General features: G+C 56.5%; 15 protein-coding genes and 1 rRNA gene. 7 read left to right on the top strand and 9 right to left on the bottom strand.

The window, feature by feature from the left end:
- Positions 1-44: 44 nt before the first annotated feature.
- From mutY to E0L35_RS05085, 3 genes are all read right to left on the bottom strand, one after another.
- The gene (gene mutY / locus E0L35_RS05095) at positions 45-1,139 is read right to left on the bottom strand and encodes an A/G-specific adenine glycosylase (RefSeq protein ID WP_022522038.1); all 1,095 of its coding nucleotides are present in this window, start codon (positions 1,137-1,139) and stop codon (positions 45-47) included.
- A gap of 137 nt (positions 1,140-1,276) precedes the next feature.
- Positions 1,277-3,616 (bottom strand): AsmA family protein, encoded by a 2,340-nt coding sequence (locus E0L35_RS05090; RefSeq protein WP_138799835.1) that lies wholly within the window; start codon positions 3,614-3,616, stop codon positions 1,277-1,279.
- Complete coding sequence (locus tag E0L35_RS05085) at positions 3,616-4,098, bottom strand: acetyl-CoA sensor PanZ family protein (protein WP_009288590.1); 483 nt, start codon at positions 4,096-4,098, stop codon at positions 3,616-3,618. The genes E0L35_RS05090 and E0L35_RS05085 overlap by 1 nt, the downstream gene beginning before the upstream one ends.
- A gap of 197 nt (positions 4,099-4,295) precedes the next feature.
- Here E0L35_RS05085 and hisB point away from each other — a divergent pair, with 197 nt between their 5' ends.
- The 5 genes from hisB to E0L35_RS05060 all read left to right on the top strand — a co-directional run bounded on the left by hisB (position 4,296) and on the right by E0L35_RS05060 (position 7,670).
- On the top strand, positions 4,296-4,889 hold the full coding sequence (gene hisB / locus E0L35_RS05080; protein ID WP_027958866.1) for an imidazoleglycerol-phosphate dehydratase HisB: 594 nt from the start codon (positions 4,296-4,298) through the stop codon (positions 4,887-4,889).
- Between the two features lie 76 nt (positions 4,890-4,965).
- On the top strand, positions 4,966-5,607 hold the full coding sequence (gene hisH, locus E0L35_RS05075; protein ID WP_022522036.1) for an imidazole glycerol phosphate synthase subunit HisH: 642 nt from the start codon (positions 4,966-4,968) through the stop codon (positions 5,605-5,607).
- A gap of 11 nt (positions 5,608-5,618) precedes the next feature.
- Positions 5,619-6,365 (top strand): 1-(5-phosphoribosyl)-5-[(5-phosphoribosylamino)methylideneamino]imidazole-4-carboxamide isomerase, encoded by a 747-nt coding sequence (hisA, locus tag E0L35_RS05070; RefSeq protein WP_138799834.1) that lies wholly within the window; start codon positions 5,619-5,621, stop codon positions 6,363-6,365.
- Positions 6,362-7,135 carry an imidazole glycerol phosphate synthase subunit HisF gene (hisF, locus tag E0L35_RS05065; RefSeq protein ID WP_138799833.1) on the top strand — a complete coding sequence of 258 codons (774 nt, stop codon included), beginning with the start codon at positions 6,362-6,364 and terminating at the stop codon, positions 7,133-7,135. Before hisA ends, hisF begins: the two co-directional genes overlap by 4 nt.
- Before the next feature lie 28 nt (positions 7,136-7,163).
- Positions 7,164-7,670, top strand: a complete 507-nt coding sequence (locus tag E0L35_RS05060; RefSeq protein ID WP_138799832.1) for a hypothetical protein — start codon at positions 7,164-7,166, stop codon at positions 7,668-7,670.
- A gap of 3 nt (positions 7,671-7,673) precedes the next feature.
- Here the strand turns inward: E0L35_RS05060 and E0L35_RS05055 are convergent, their stop codons facing one another.
- Positions 7,674-8,276 carry a YjaG family protein gene (locus E0L35_RS05055; RefSeq protein WP_022522032.1) on the bottom strand — a complete coding sequence of 201 codons (603 nt, stop codon included), beginning with the start codon at positions 8,274-8,276 and terminating at the stop codon, positions 7,674-7,676.
- Between the two features lie 122 nt (positions 8,277-8,398).
- Between E0L35_RS05055 and E0L35_RS05050 the strand changes: the two genes are divergently transcribed.
- Entirely contained in the window at positions 8,399-9,088 is a 690-nt protein-coding gene (locus tag E0L35_RS05050) for a type 1 glutamine amidotransferase (RefSeq protein WP_009288593.1), read from the top strand.
- A gap of 20 nt (positions 9,089-9,108) precedes the next feature.
- Here the strand turns inward: E0L35_RS05050 and mnmH are convergent, their stop codons facing one another.
- The 4 genes from mnmH to E0L35_RS05030 form a co-directional block, all read right to left on the bottom strand.
- Positions 9,109-10,209 carry a tRNA 2-selenouridine(34) synthase MnmH gene (gene mnmH / locus E0L35_RS05045; protein ID WP_138799831.1) on the bottom strand — a complete coding sequence of 367 codons (1,101 nt, stop codon included), beginning with the start codon at positions 10,207-10,209 and terminating at the stop codon, positions 9,109-9,111.
- Complete coding sequence (selD, locus tag E0L35_RS05040; RefSeq protein ID WP_022522029.1) at positions 10,206-11,243, bottom strand: selenide, water dikinase SelD; 1,038 nt, start codon at positions 11,241-11,243, stop codon at positions 10,206-10,208. The genes mnmH and selD overlap by 4 nt, the downstream gene beginning before the upstream one ends.
- A gap of 56 nt (positions 11,244-11,299) precedes the next feature.
- Positions 11,300-12,670: a DNA repair protein RadA gene (gene radA / locus E0L35_RS05035; RefSeq protein ID WP_053857190.1), complete on the bottom strand. Its 1,371-nt coding sequence runs from the start codon at positions 12,668-12,670 to the stop codon at positions 11,300-11,302.
- 154 nt (positions 12,671-12,824) lie between these two features.
- Complete coding sequence (locus E0L35_RS05030) at positions 12,825-13,271, bottom strand: copper resistance protein NlpE N-terminal domain-containing protein (protein ID WP_022522027.1); 447 nt, start codon at positions 13,269-13,271, stop codon at positions 12,825-12,827.
- A 166-nt stretch (positions 13,272-13,437) separates the two neighbouring features.
- Here E0L35_RS05030 and hisC point away from each other — a divergent pair, with 166 nt between their 5' ends.
- A complete protein-coding gene (gene hisC, locus E0L35_RS05025; RefSeq protein ID WP_138799830.1) occupies positions 13,438-14,496 on the top strand; it encodes a histidinol-phosphate transaminase in 1,059 nt (352 codons plus the stop codon).
- A 236-nt stretch (positions 14,497-14,732) separates the two neighbouring features.
- On the opposite strand, the gene rrf is transcribed toward hisC, so the two are convergent.
- Positions 14,733-14,848, bottom strand: a 5S ribosomal RNA gene (gene rrf / locus E0L35_RS05020).
- Positions 14,849-14,852: the final 4 nt, after the last annotated feature.

The raw sequence follows: 14,852 nt of genomic DNA, 5'->3' as shown, positions 1-14,852 counted from the left end.
CTGCAACTTCATTCAATGATCTCATCCAATCAGCTAGCAAACGCTTAAGCGTGCCCTGGTGTCGGATTGAGGCTAAAGGGCGTTAGCTGGCTGAGCAGCGCTTTAACGGGAGCAGCAAGGCCCAGTTCAGGCGGATGGTTAACGTCGTACCATACGCCGCTTTCACGAACACCGCCCAGCCTATCGCAGCTCACCGGCTGCGGGGTAATCTCTAAGCGAAAATGGCTGAAGGTGTGGTAAAAGCTAGGCGATGTAGTTCCCCGCTTAGGGTTAACGGCGTTGTCTTCAAGCCAGTCATTGAGCTCGCTGTACTTCTCAAACTGCGGCAAACTCCATAACCCGCCCCACAGACCGCTGGGAGGGCGTTTCTCAAGCCATATCCTGCCTTCCGGGTCACGCAGCATCAGCATGATCGTTTGTCGTGTGGGCAGCGCCTTTTTGGGTTTGGATTCTGGGTAGCGCTTTGGTTCGCCTTGGGCGTAGGCCAAACAGACATCGTTAAATGGGCAGCTAAGGCAGTCCGGTTTGCTGCGTTTACATAGCGTGGCGCCAAAATCCATCATCGCCTGGGTGTAATCCGCCAGGCGCTCTGCTGGGGTGTAATACTCCGCCAGCGCCCACAGCTTTCTCTCCACATCGGGCTTGCCCGGCCAGCCGGGCAGCGCATGCAAACGAGTGAGCGAGCGCTTTACATTGCCATCTAAAATAGCCGCCCGCTGCCCTGTGCTTTGGGCAATGATAGCGCCAGCGGTGGAGCGGCCAATACCAGGCAAAGCGACTAATGCGTCGATACTCTCCGTCGGCAGCTCGCCATTGTGCTCCGCTAACGCAACCTGGGCAGCTTTATGCAAGTTGCGAGCACGGGCATAGTAACCAAGGCCCGTCCAGAGGTGCAGCACTTCATCCTGCGGGGCCTTAGCGAGACTCTCCAGGGTAGGAAAGCGCGCCATAAAACGCTCAAAATAGCCGATAACGGTGGCAACCTGGGTTTGCTGCAGCATGATTTCCGACACCCACACACGGTAGGCGCTACGCGGCGACTGCCACGGTAAGTCGTGACGGCCGTAGCGGTCAAACCAATCCAGTAAGCGTTGTTGGAATTCGTTTGCCGCTAGCCGCGGCGTGGGCATATCTGCCATGCACGCTCCTTAAACAGAAATGGGTATATGAAACAGAAATGGGCAGGCACCAGTGCCAATAAAAAAGCGCCGGCGTTTAGGCCGGCGCAGCACTTACTGTTTCGATAAATGCGTCACTTCACATCCTGCGTCGATGCTCAGTTAAACAGGCTGCGTAGACCATCACGAAGTTCTTGAGCAGCACCTTCGCCAAGGCGTTCATCTAGCTCATCTAAAGAGTCGCCTAGACGCTCCTCCAGCTCTTCATTAACACGATCACCCGCCTCGTTGCGCAGCAGGTCAACCACGGCGGTCTGGAACATCTCACGGTCGAACCGGCACCACTCGGTGCGTTCATCGCCAAGATTACCTTCACAGCGTACGGGCAGCGGCAGTTGTTCTAGGCGCGGGTTAACTTCACAGGCCGCGTCGGCGGTGTCGACCAAGCGGGCATTCGCACGAGTATCAAAGTTCAAGCTGGCAAGATCCAGTTCGCCTTCTCCACGCACATCGATGCCGGGCAGGGTGATCAGCAGGTCGTCACTCTCCACTAAGCCGTTACTGATTTGGAAGGTAGCATCAAAACGCTCAAAGCGAGTATCGGTGTGCCAATCCCGCAAAGTGCCCTGCCCCTCTAACTGGGCAACCAGTTCACACATTTGCTTGGAAATGTTGGTATTTAAAATGGCGCCTTCGTTTAGACGAGCATTAAGCGCGCCATTGAGGTTGCCGATAAGCGCTTCACGGGTATTGCCCTGACTGGTGACATCCCCGGTTAAATTAAAGCGACCGCGCAGTGGTGATGCCTCCTCTTTTTCACTGATCGCTTCAATCAACGGCGCCACCTGAACGTTGTTAATAGTCGGCGATAGCGCCCACTCAAGGATGGAATCCGTAGCATCAACCTGGCCGGTAGCGCTGAGTTCACCCTCATAGAAGCCTGACTCAAACGCCGTTAGCCGATGAACGCCGTCGTCGCCACGCAGTTGCAAGCGTGGATTGTTGAAGGTCAGGCCCGCAAAAATAAGCGTATCCACGCTCAGGTCGCCCTCTAACGCCAGCCCGCTGAGCAACGATTGCGGCACTAATGTGTTGTTTTCCTGAGCAAAGGCTTTGCGTAGCAAGCCGCGACTCGCCTGTTTGGCGGTGGCCTCACCGGGAAGATAGCGATCAAGGTCTAGTTGGTCACCGGCTAAATCGAACGCCAGGCGTGAGCCATTCAGCGCCGCCGTCAGCTCGCCGGTAAAGGTGCTGTCGTCGACGACCAACGAGAGGCTAGGCAAAGAGAATTGCTCGGCATCACCTTCGATAGGACTGGTCATGGCTACATCGCTGAGCGCAGCCTCGCCCGCGGTGGTTAGGGTAACGCCAGCACGGGCAAGCCAGGGGCGTAGCGTAAAGGGGGCAGCGGTTAGCTGACCACGATAACGGGGAGCATCGCGCAACTGCTCAATATTAAGGTGGCCGCTCACCCTTAAGCCATCCGGCCCGGTAAGCTGCAAGTCTTTCAACTGCGCCGTTTGTGCCTGCCAGTCGCCCTCCAGGCCAAAGGCGAGCGCCAACGCCAAGCTGCCCTGCCAGTTATCCGCCTTACGCAGGCCCGTTTCGAGCAGCCCCTCTTTAATGGTGAGCTGCTGCTCGCCCATACGGGCAACCAACTCGGCGGCCTTCAAACTCAGCTGCTGTGGCTCCCTCTCTGCCCCCTTGGTGGTTCGAGTGGTCAGTGCCATATTTTCCAGGGCGAAAAGCTTATCTGCCAACCCAAGCCGCACGCGTGTTTCAAGATTGATATCGCTGGTCAGATCAGGGGCACGCTCCAATACCTCGGCATCGAGCCGGTTATGCTTGGTCAGTGTGAACATAGCCTTCAGCGGAAAGGCGCGCAGCGGGTTAACGTTACTACCCGAGATATTCAGTTGCTGCATACGCCACAGTGCTTGGGTTTGCGCATCGCGGAAGCGAATGTCGGCGTTTTTCACTTCAACGCTGGCAATACTCAACACCACGGCTAAGCTACCGGCGTCCGCATTGGGGCCAGCACTGGCGGGCGCCAGCACCGTTTCAGCCGCGCTTTCATTGTGCTCAGAAAGGCGCTCTAACAAGGGCTCCCAGTTACCCTCACCCTGTTCATCGCGCTCTAAGTTAAGGCGCATACCGTCCAGGGTTAGGCCGTCAACGGCAATTTCCCCGCGCAGTAGCGGGCCGAATGCCACGCTCACCTCGGCGCGGTCAATAGCCGCAAAGGCAGCGCTCTCTTCAGCCTGCTCGGGCAACCAGGCGCGGGCTTTCTCTACACTGACGCCGATACGCGGGTAGAATGACCAGGTAATCGGGCCTTCCAACGCCAAGTTGAGTCCCGTTTGCTCCTCCACGACAGCAGTTAAACGGGGCTTGAAGTCTTCTGGATCCAGAAAGGTGGTCACGTAGACCACGGCGGCGACCGCAACGATGGCGAGAATGCCGACTGCTGCCAGCAAGATACGTAATAGCTGTTTCATTACCCTTTCCCTTGTGGGTCTAACTCAACAAAATCACTGGTGGCGGGCATACCCGCTGCCGGCGTTTCTGGATTGGCCATTGGCCGGTAACCTAGCTTGGAGAGCAGCACGCGGTCGGCCAGTGGTAAAGTGGACGTTTCAATGCGCAGGACACGGCCTTCCTGCTTGGCTTGCTCGCCAAGCAGCGCCATCAAGCGCGAACCGACGCCACGGCGACGGGTGGTTTTGCGCACGCAGAGCTCAGATAGCCACCACGCCCGGTCTGCGCCCTCCTGAACGGCGACGGCCCCCAGCAGCCGATCGTTGAAGAGTGCACAGGCAAAAAAGTGCTGGCCTGCAAAATGTTGCTCAATAAATGGCTCAACCGTTGGGGTGGGCATACGCTCTTGGGGCGCATCCTGATAGATGCGCATAAGATCAAGGCGCACCTGCTCATCGGCTTCCCAACGGGCCTGGTCGACATGGTGCAGTGTCACCGGCATGGTGAAATCCTCTTCGCCAAAGCAGCCTGGCTGCTATTTCTGCCGCAATTGATTACGGCTACATTTCGCGCATTGTAGCGGATGAGGGCGCCGATTCACTATAATGGTCGCTTCGCCACAGGCCGATCAAATCAGTGGTAAGTTGATGATCGCCACCAGCCATCCCTCAGAGTGCGCTTCAGCGCAGGAGATGCAACATGTCAGCGCGTATTGCCACGGTTAGCCGTGACACCAACGAAACGCAGATCAAGGTCAGCGTCAATCTCGACGGCGAAGGCCATCTTAGCTGCCAAACCGGCGTTCCGTTCCTGGATCATATGCTTGATCAAGTTGCTCGCCACGGGATGATCGATCTCGACATCAATGCCACTGGCGACCTGCATATTGACGACCACCATACCGTAGAAGACCTGGGTATTACGCTAGGCCAAGCTTTTTTTGAAGCAATTGGCGATAAACGCGGTATTTACCGTTATGGTCACGCCTATGTTCCTCTTGATGAAGCACTCTCCCGGGTAGTGATCGACTTTTCCGGTCGGCCAGGTCTGTTTATGGATGTTGAATTCACCCGCGACACTATCGGTAGCCTGGACACTCAGTTGTTCTGGGAGTTTTTCCAAGGCTTTGTCAATCACGCCCGCGTGACGCTGCATATCGACAACATCAAAGGCTTTAATGCTCACCATCAGGCGGAAACGATCTTCAAGGCCTTTGGCAGAGCACTCCGCATGGCCGTGATGGAAGACCCGCGCATGGCAGGCCAAATGCCCTCCACCAAAGGGAGCTTATGATGCTGCGCTGTAGCCTGCGCGATGCCACGGGCTTTGCCGTTAGCCCTATTTTGTCCACTTCTCCAAGGAGCGCTTCATGACCATTGCTGTAATCGACTATGGAATGGGCAATCTTCATTCTGTAGCCAAAGCGCTGGAGCATGTGACCCATGAGAATGTCGTCATTACCCGCGACCCGCGCCGTATCCTCGGCGCAACGCGTTTAGTGCTACCGGGCCAAGGGGCCATTCGCGACTGCGTTGGCGAACTTGAGCGCACCGAGTTACGCGGGTTGGTGGAGGATATTTTAACCCGCCAGGCCAAACCGCTGCTGGGTATCTGCGTGGGCCAACAGATGCTACTGGAGCGCAGCGAAGAGAATGGCGGCGTAGAGTGCCTGGGTTTCTTTAAAGGCAGTGTAGATCGTTTTCCTGGCGATATGCGCGACGCCCACGAGCAGCGCTTGAAAGTACCGCACATGGGCTGGAACGTGGTAGAGCAGCACCATGAACACCCACTCTGGGCAGGTATTGATAATCACGAACACTTCTACTTCGTGCATAGCTACTACGTTAATGCCGATGAAGATGCACAAGTATTTGGTACGACCCAATACGGCAAGGTAACCGCCCACGTGGCCATTGGCCGTGACGCGACCTTCGCGGTGCAGTTTCACCCCGAAAAAAGCTCCCGCGCGGGCCTTCGCCTGCTTGAAAACTTTGTCACCTGGACGCCCTGAGAGGATTTTGTATGTTGGTAATTCCCGCTATTGATCTCAAAGACGGCCAGTGTGTCCGATTGAAGCAGGGCCGCATGGAAGACGCGACGTCTTACGGCGATGACCCGGTGGCCATGGCAGCGCGCTGGGTAGAAGCAGGCGCCCGTCGCCTGCACCTAGTAGATTTGAACGGCGCCTTTGAAGGCAAACCGGTGAACGGTGACGCCGTGACGGCTATCGCCCGCGCTTACCCGGATCTGCCGATTCAAATTGGTGGCGGCATTCGCAGTGCGGAAACCATCGAGCACTACTTAAGCGCCGGTGTCTCTTATGTGATTATCGGCACCAAGGCAGTTAAAGAACCCGCTTTTGTGGGCGAGATGTGCCGCGCTTTTCCCGGCCATGTGATCGTTGGACTTGATGCCAAAGATGGCTATGTCGCCACCGACGGCTGGGCAGAGGTCTCCACGGTAAAAGCCACTGAGCTTGCCAAGCGTTTCGCCAACGACGGCGTTTCCAGCATCGTCTATACCGACATTGCCCGCGACGGCATGATGCAAGGCGTCAACGTGGAAGCCACCGCTGCGCTTGCCCGCGAAGGCGGTTTGCCGGTGATTGCCTCCGGTGGTGTGACCAACCTGGACGATATCAAAGCACTCTGCGAGGTTGCTGATAGCGGTATCCTGGGCGCTATTACCGGTCGGGCAATTTACGAAGGCAGCCTGGATGTTGCCGAAGCTCAGCGGCTGAGCGACCAACTGACGGGAGGCGATTCATGAGCCTTACCAAACGCATTATCCCCTGCCTCGACGTAGACGCCGGGCGCGTGGTCAAAGGCGTTAATTTTGTCGGTATTCGCGATGCCGGTGATCCGGTGGAGATTGCCCAGCGCTATAACCAGCAGGGCGCCGATGAAATCACCTTTCTCGACATTACCGCTAGCCACGAAGACCGCGACACGACGGTGGAGATGGTTGAACGCATTGCTGGCGAAGTGTTTATTCCGCTAACCGTCGGCGGCGGCATTCGCAGCTGTGACGACATTCGCACTATGCTGAACGCCGGAGCGGACAAAGTATCGATCAACACCGCAGCGGTCACTAACCCTGAGTTTGTTCGCGAAGCCGCCGAGCGTTTTGGTAGCCAGTGCATTGTGGTGGCGATTGACGCTAAACGGGTCTCTAAAGAGGGAGAAACGCCCCGTTGGGAGATTTTCACTCACGGCGGCCGCCGCCCAACAGGCCTTGACGCCGTTGAATGGGCGAAGAAGATGGTTGAGTTCGGGGCGGGCGAACTACTGCTCACCAGCATGGATCGCGACGGCACCAAGATTGGCTTTGACCTGGGCGTGACCTACGCGATTTCCGAAGCGGTGAGCGTTCCGGTGATAGCCTCAGGCGGTGTGGGCAATCTGGATCACCTAGTGGATGGCGTACTCAAAGGTGGTGCCGATGCAGTGCTGGCCGCCAGTATTTTCCATTTTGGCGAATACACCATCCCTGAAGCTAAGCGCTATATGGCCGAACGCGGTATCGAAATGCGGCTTTAAAATGCTCTCTATCAACCAGGAGCTTCGAATGTTTCGCTCACATCCATGGATGGGATGGCTAGCAGGCTTGCTGTTTAGTATGCCTGCTACCGCATTCTCGCTACCTGATTGGCCACCGTCGTTGGAGTGGGATCACACCCTGGTGCAAACCAGCCTTTATACCCGCCACTTCAGCCCCGACCCGGAACACACTAACCAACAAGACCTGGTTAGCATTGAACTGCATAATCCGAATCACTGGTTAGCGGGCGGGGCTTGGTTCAAAAACTCCTTCGATCAGCCCTCTTGGTACTTCTATGCGGGGCGGGAGTTCCCTCTTTGGCAAACCGATCGGGGGATAAACGTGCGCGCCAAACTCACTGGCGGACTCCTGCGCGGCTATAAAGGCGAGTATCGCGACAAAATTCCGCTCAATCACTTGGAAATCGCCCCGGCCGCACTCCCTAGTATCGGTGTGCAATGGGGCCGGTTTGAATCAGACCTGATCATTTTCGGCACCGCAGGCATGATGATAACCGCAGGGGTGCGCTTTTAGTCGCTACTCCTCAACGTCGTCTAGCGATAAACCCAGATTGCTGATGCCACCATTGCGACCTAATTCACGCACCTCTTTCAGCGACGCCTTATCCAGCGGTTCGCTGACGGCTTCCAATACGGCATCCTGAAAATCGTTTTCGTCGTCCATCAACGGATGGTCGCGAATAATCAGCGCTAGCTTCTGCGCGTCAACCTCGCCTTCAGTAAGCTCTATAAAAGCGCGTACGCCCGCTCGGGATGTGCGGCTAACATCCAGCACGGCCTCTGGGGAGTCGCCTTGCAGGGTGTCCAGCAGCGCTGAGACCGACACTACTGCATCCAGGGCGCGCCGGGCACCAAAGCTGTCATCCTCTTCGGGCGGCTCACACTCGGCTAGCTTTTCCGCTTGGCGGGCAAAGTCGATACTGGCATTGGGCACATTAAGCCGCTCCCAGACCAAACTCAGCACGGTGCCTAGCGTATGGCTATCACCCTGGCCGGTGGTTTGCTGATAAAGCATATAGTTAGGCAGCAAACGCTCACACAACGCCGCCATGAAGGCTTGCTGGGCAGGTAGTGGGAGTTCTTGTAACCGTTGGTAAAAGCCCTGGGGTTTCGACACCATACTGATTTCCTGGATCGCTTGACGTGGGATATTGGTGAAAGTTAGCGGGTACGTTATCGTCTCTCTACGCTTGGGGCGATCCCCAGCGCTTTGATGATTGTACGGCCGGCGAGGAGATTACCATGCATATTCATCTGCTACAGCACGGCCCTGACCATGGCCCCGCCCGTTTAACCGATTGGCTAACCAGTATGGGCCATAGTTACACCGTTTTTCATCTCTACGCAGGCGAGCTAACGCCCCGCCCAAACGAGTCTGATGCACTGATTATACTTGATGGCCCAGAAGAGCTACTCAGCCATCCTCCGGCGTGGTTTAAAGCCGAAGATAAGCTCATCAACCGCTATTTGGATGGCCAAAAACCGCTGTTGGGTATTGGCGTAGGCGCCCACTGGATAGCCCAGGCACTGGGCTCGGTGGTAGCGCCTGGTACCTATACTGAAACAGGCTGGCATACAGTCACCCTAGCGCCGGAAAGCTTGCTGGATTTACCCGAAACATTCAGCGCTTTTATGTGGCATCGCTATGTCTTCAGTTTACCCGACGATGCGCTGCCCCTAGGCGGTAGCGAAGCTGCACCGCTGCAAGGGTTTGCATGGGACAGAGGTCGTGTCATCGGCCTGCTGTGCCACCTGGAAGCCACTGCGGCTAGCGTGAAACAGCTACTGGGCACAGCCGAGTGGCCTGGAGCATCACCTTCCACTACCCGCTATGTTCAGGATGCGGCCCAAATATTAGAAGACCCCAACCGCTTTATTCACCTCGCGCCACAGCTCGACCGACTGATGACCCAGTGGCTTAAAGCAGCGTAACAGTAAAAGCTATAAGGCCGTCAGCGGTTCCACTGCCTGGCGGCCTCTAGGCAGCTATCCCAATCGCCCACATGAATCTCTGGCGGCGCAGCGTCGCGCTGCTTCTCTAAATGGTAGCGGTAGAGCGGGTCGTAGTACTCGGTGAGCAGCGGCGCAAGCCAGGCTTCATGGGCTTGGGGGTTGCCCTGGGCATGCTCTTTGAATGCCAGCGCCTGCAGCCGCTGTAAGCGCTGAAGGCGCGCGTTACCCAAGCGTTTTCCTAGTCGGATAAGAGAATTACTTAACTGCGCCTGCATTAATTGCCAGCCCTGGTAGGCCCCATGACGAGCGGCATAGGCCTGCTCCAGGTCGATAATATAGTCCTGCTGAATCTGAGCAAGGCGCCAATCCAGCGGCATTTCGATACGCACCCGCGGCGCTTGCTGCTGCGCCCGCCAGAAGTTCAAGGGAATATTGGCGCTGCCAATCTGACGGGACTCATCTTCGATGACCAGCCCTTCCATCAGCCCGATTAGCCGCTTGGCCAGCGCATGCTCAAAGTTGATTTGAGTAGCAGGCTCTTCAGGTCTGCGTCCAAAAGCAGAACCTTTGTGGTGCGCATAAGCTTCCAGGTCGACGCCATTATCGAGCTGATTAATCAGCGCTGTTTTTGCACACCCGGTGAGCCCGGCAACAACCAGCATTGGCTGAAGCGCGGCCGTATCAATGCGCTCACAGAGCGCTTGGCGCATAGCCTTCCAGCCACCCTCCAGCCGTGGCCTGGAGATACCGGCCTCTTCCAGCCACTGCTGAGCAATTTGCGAGCGCAGTCCACCGCGAAAGCAGTAAATCAATGCATCTGGGTATTCGGCTAAGTACTTCTGCCACGCTGCGACCCGAGCCTGCTTGACCTCGCCGCTGACTAAACGCTCACCTAGTTCAATCGCCGCGGCTTGACCATGCTTCTTATAAGCGATGCCCACCTGATGACGCTCGTCATCGACCATTAAGGGCAAATTGACGGCACCGGGCAGCGCGCCCTGGGCAAACTCCACCGGGGCGCGCACATCTATTAGCGGTCGCTCTTCTCTAATTAAACCCAATACCGCCGGTGTGGTGGCTGGAGTTGTGGCCAGTATCACCCGACCACCTCGATGGAGGCTTTACCCTGGCGCGCCTTCATGACGCCGAATGACTGTAACGACAGGCCGAATTCGCGACCAATACGCTCAACGTCATCCTCCCAGGCGGGGTCAACGCTGAGCAGCAGGCCGCCGGAAGTCTGGGGGTCACATAACCACTGCCAGTGGGCTTCATCCATGGCCGGCAGGCTTTCCCCCAGCGCATCACGATTGCGCAGCGTACCACCGGGCACAGCGCCTTGGCGGCGGTAGGACTCTGCCTCGGCCAGACGAGGCAACTTACGGAAATCAATCTGGGCCATGACGTTACTGGCCTGGCACATTTCAGCAAGGTGGCCCGCCAATCCGAAGCCAGTGACATCAGTCATGGCGTTCACCCCTTTCACATCGGCAAGCTTCACACCAATGCTATTGGGCTTGAGCATCGTTTCACGGGCAAGACCATGGTGGCCCATTTCCAGCAAGCCACGTTTCTCTGCTGTGGTTAGCATGCCCACGCCTAACGGCTTGGTTAAAAACAGTAGATCACCCGGCTTGGCGGTGCTGTTTAGCTTGAGCTTATCCAGGTCGACTAAGCCGTTTACCGCGAGTCCGAAAATCGGCTCGGGCGCATCAATGGAGTGACCGCCCGCCAGGGCAACGCCTAATTCGCGACATACCGCCTGGGCGCCGGCCATTACGTCACCAGCCACTTCAGCGCTTAGCTTATCCAGCGGCCAGCCGAGAATACCTAACGCCATCACCGGCGTGCCGCCCATGGCGTAAACATCGCTGATGGCATTGGTCGCCGCGATACGGCCAAAATCGAAGGGATCATCGACAATGGGCATAAAGAAGTCCGTGGTGGCAATCATGCCCCGCCCATCGCCCAGATCGTAGACAGCCGCATCTTCGCGTCCCTGATTGCCGACGATAAGCCGCTTATGGCCCGCCGCAGGCCCTGCCTTGGCAAGAATGCCATCCAGCACGTCCGGGGCGATTTTGCAGCCACAGCCCGCGCCGTGGCTATATTGGGTCAAGCGAATCGAACTCATCGTGTCTCTCCTTGGCACTTGGGGAATATCATCAGTTTAACCCAGTATCGTCCAGGCTACAGGGCGTCCAGCGCATCGCTGAGTTTATCAACAGCGATCACTTCCATACCCTTAGGCGCCTGCTTGGGTGCGTTAGCGCGCGGTACAATGGCGCGGAGAAAACCGTGCTTGGCCGCTTCGGCAATGCGTTCTTGACCACTGGGCACCGGGCGTATCTCGCCCGATAGCCCAACCTCACCAAACACCACTAGCTCTTTGGGTAGCGCGCGATTTTGCAGGCTAGAAACCACGGCTAGCAACACCGCCAAGTCGGCGCTGGTTTCGAGCACTTTGACACCGCCGACGACATTCAAGAACACATCCTGGTCACCGGTAAACAATCCACCGTGGCGATTAAGTACTGCCAGCAGCATAGCCAGGCGGTTTTGATCAACGCCGACGGCGACACGGCGAGGGTTACCCAGCGCGGACTCATCCACCAGCGCCTGTACCTCCACCAGAATCGGCCGTGTGCCTTCCCAGACCACCATGACTAAACTACCTGGCGCCTGCTCCTCCTGGCGAGAAAGAAAGATTGCGCTGGGGTTTTTAACTTCTTTAAGGCCCTGTTCAAGCATAGCGAAGACGCCTAGCTCGTTGACGGCACCAAAGCGGTTTTTCTGCCCTCGCAGGGTACGAAAGCGTGAGTCGGCGCCCCCCTCTAATAGCAGCGAGGCATCAATCATATGCTCAAGCACTTTAGGGCCCGCCAGCGAACCGTCCTTAGTGACGTGACCTACCAGCAGCAAAACCGTATTAGTCTTTTTGGCGAAGCGCGTTAGCGCCGCGGCTGACTCGCGCACCTGGGCAACGCCACCGGGTGCAGAACTGATATCTTCCAGATGCATGGTTTGGATGGAGTCAATCACCAGAATCTCTGGCTTCTCCCGCTCAGACACCGCCAAGATGGTTTCCACGCTGGTCTCAGCCAACATTTTCAAGCCATTGGTAGGCAACTGTAGGCGGTGCGCACGCATCGCTACCTGGGAGAGCGACTCCTCACCGGTTACATAGAGGATACGCCGCTGCTGGGCCAACTTGCAGGCCGTTTGCAATAGCAGGGTCGATTTACCCGCGCCAGGATTGCCACCCAAAAGCACCGCCGAGCCGGGCACCAACCCACCGCCCAGCACGCGATCAAACTCTGCGAAAGTGGAGCTCATGCGGGGTACTTCGCTAAGATCAACATTGCCCAGGTCGATCACTTCGCGTGACAGATCACCCGCGTAACCAGATCGACCGGGGGCTGCGCCGCCGCCAGGGCGAGCGCTCGCCAAGTGCACTTCACTAAGCGTGTTCCACTCTTGGCAACTGCTACATTGCCCCTGCCACTTACGGTATTCGGCGCCGCACTCGGTACACACAAAGGCGCTTTTGGCTTTGGCCACTGCCATTACACTCCTACTGTTGCTGTCACTAAGTGGCAACTTACGCTTGGCTGCCGCTAGTATTCATCACTTACTGTCGCGTACTTTATATTCATGAGTGCCAGCAAACACAAAAGGCGGCCAGTGGCCGCCTTTTGTACTACTGGCTAACGTCTTATTGACGCTTTAGCTGCAGCATTTCACCATTTTCAAAGCGGCGACGCTCTGGGTCAATCAACTCCAACGTGCTCTCATCAATACGCATGAAGTAGTAGATTTGACCATCGCCATCTGGCGTCAGTTCGTAAACAGTGGCGTCCGGATCGGAAGGCGTACCGGTTAGCACTTCCCAGTTACCCGCGTAGTTTTCATCCGGCGGTGTTTGAGGGTGGTTACGGTAAGAAGCGTTCAGTGTGAAGGTGCGTTCTTCAGCCGCGCTCATCTCTTCACCCACCATCGTGACATCCAGATCGATACCATCGCAATTGCGGCAAGGTAATGAACCTTGGTAATTTTGCTGTGCGGCAGCTGCCTCTTCTTGCTGCTGCTCCATGGGGCTGCTTGCACAGCCAGCCAGCAGTGCCAACATGGCCGAACCGGCCAGCAAACTCTTAAGTTGCATAGAGTGTCTCCTTAATCTCGTGTTGGACATCACATTTATTTACGCGCACTTATGACAGCATAACCGCTACAAGGTGCGACGCACACCCCTAGCGATGCGAATGCTTGCGCTAAGTTAGCCTTCAAGCGACCATGGTGTACCTTGCTAGGATAATCAGGTTACCCACATGAGCCAATACTGGAGTCCGGCCGTTCGCGAACTTACGCCTTACGTGCCCGGCGAGCAGCCACGCGAGCAGCTTGTAAAGCTCAATACCAATGAAAACCCTTACCCACCTGCCCCAGGCGTCGGTGAGGCACTGCGCGAGTACGCGACCGATCATCTACGCCTCTACCCTGACCCAACCTCTGCAGCGCTGCGTGAAGCGTTAGCGGAGACGTTTCAGGTAGCGAGTAGCCAAGTGTTTGTCGGTAATGGTTCCGATGAGGTGCTAGCGTTTGCCTTTCAGGCATTTTTCCGCCATGGCGCACCACTAGACGTACCCACGATCACCTATAGCTTCTACCCCGTGTACGCCAATCTTTATGGCGTTGAGCTGCGAAAGCATCCGCTCAATAAGCAGTGGGAAGTCGATATTGATGCGCTTGGAGCGGATACTAGCCGCAGCGGCGTTATTTTCGCTAACCCCAACGCCCCTACTGGCCACGCGCATTCGCTTGCGACTATCGAGGCGCTGCTAAAGCGCGTCACTGATCGAGTAGTGCTTGTGGACGAGGCGTATGTCGATTTCGGCGCAGAGAGTGCTGTTGCGCTGATTGATCGCTACCCTAACCTTCTCGTCACCGGTACGTTTTCTAAATCACGCAGTTTGGCAGGCTTGCGGCTAGGCTATGCGGTGGGCTCAGAGGAGTTGATCGATGGCCTGTTGCGGGTAAAAGACTCCTTTAACTCTTTTCCAGTGGATAGTTTGGCAAGCTTAGTAGGCATCGCCGCACTCAAAGATGTCGAGCATTTTGAAGCCTGCCGCGAGCGTGTTATCACCACCCGTGAACGCACTCACCGGCGCCTTGAAGCGTTGGGATTTGAAGTATTGCCCTCTAAGGCTAACTTTGTGCTCGCCCAGCACCCTAACCACGAAGGCGCGCAGCTATTTGCTGGCCTACGCGAGCGGGGCATTCTGGTGCGCCATTTTAATACCTCAGACCTCAACAACTTCCTACGCATCACCATCGGCACCGATGATGAGATGGATAGTTTGATTGAGGCGTTAGAGATGCTTCTCTAGTGAGGTGTGAGGTGTGAGGTGTGAGGTGTGAGGTGTGAGGTGTGAGGTGTGAGGTGTGAGGTGTGAGGTGTGAGGTGTGAGGTGGAACAGGATATTCGTTAGCTACCCCTACACCACCGTTTTCTACCCACTATTCCCCCTCACTCCTCACTATTTACCCCTCACGCCTTCCCCCTCACGACCATGCAAAAAAAATCCCCCAGAGCATCAGCCCCGGGGGATTTTTTCAAATAAGTGCCTGACGATGACCTACTCTCGCATGGGGAGACCCCACACTACCATCGGCGCTAAGCGGTTTCACTTCTGAGTTCGGCAAGGGATCAGGTGGTTCACGCGTGCTATGGTCGTCAGGCGTA

Origin of the sequence: Halomonas sp. ATBC28 (assembly GCF_005937175.1) — a bacterium.
GTDB classification, from domain to species: Bacteria; Pseudomonadota; Gammaproteobacteria; order Pseudomonadales; family Halomonadaceae; genus Vreelandella; species Vreelandella titanicae.
Note: the sequence above shows the minus strand (reverse complement) of the source record. Positions and strands in the feature narration are given on the sequence as shown.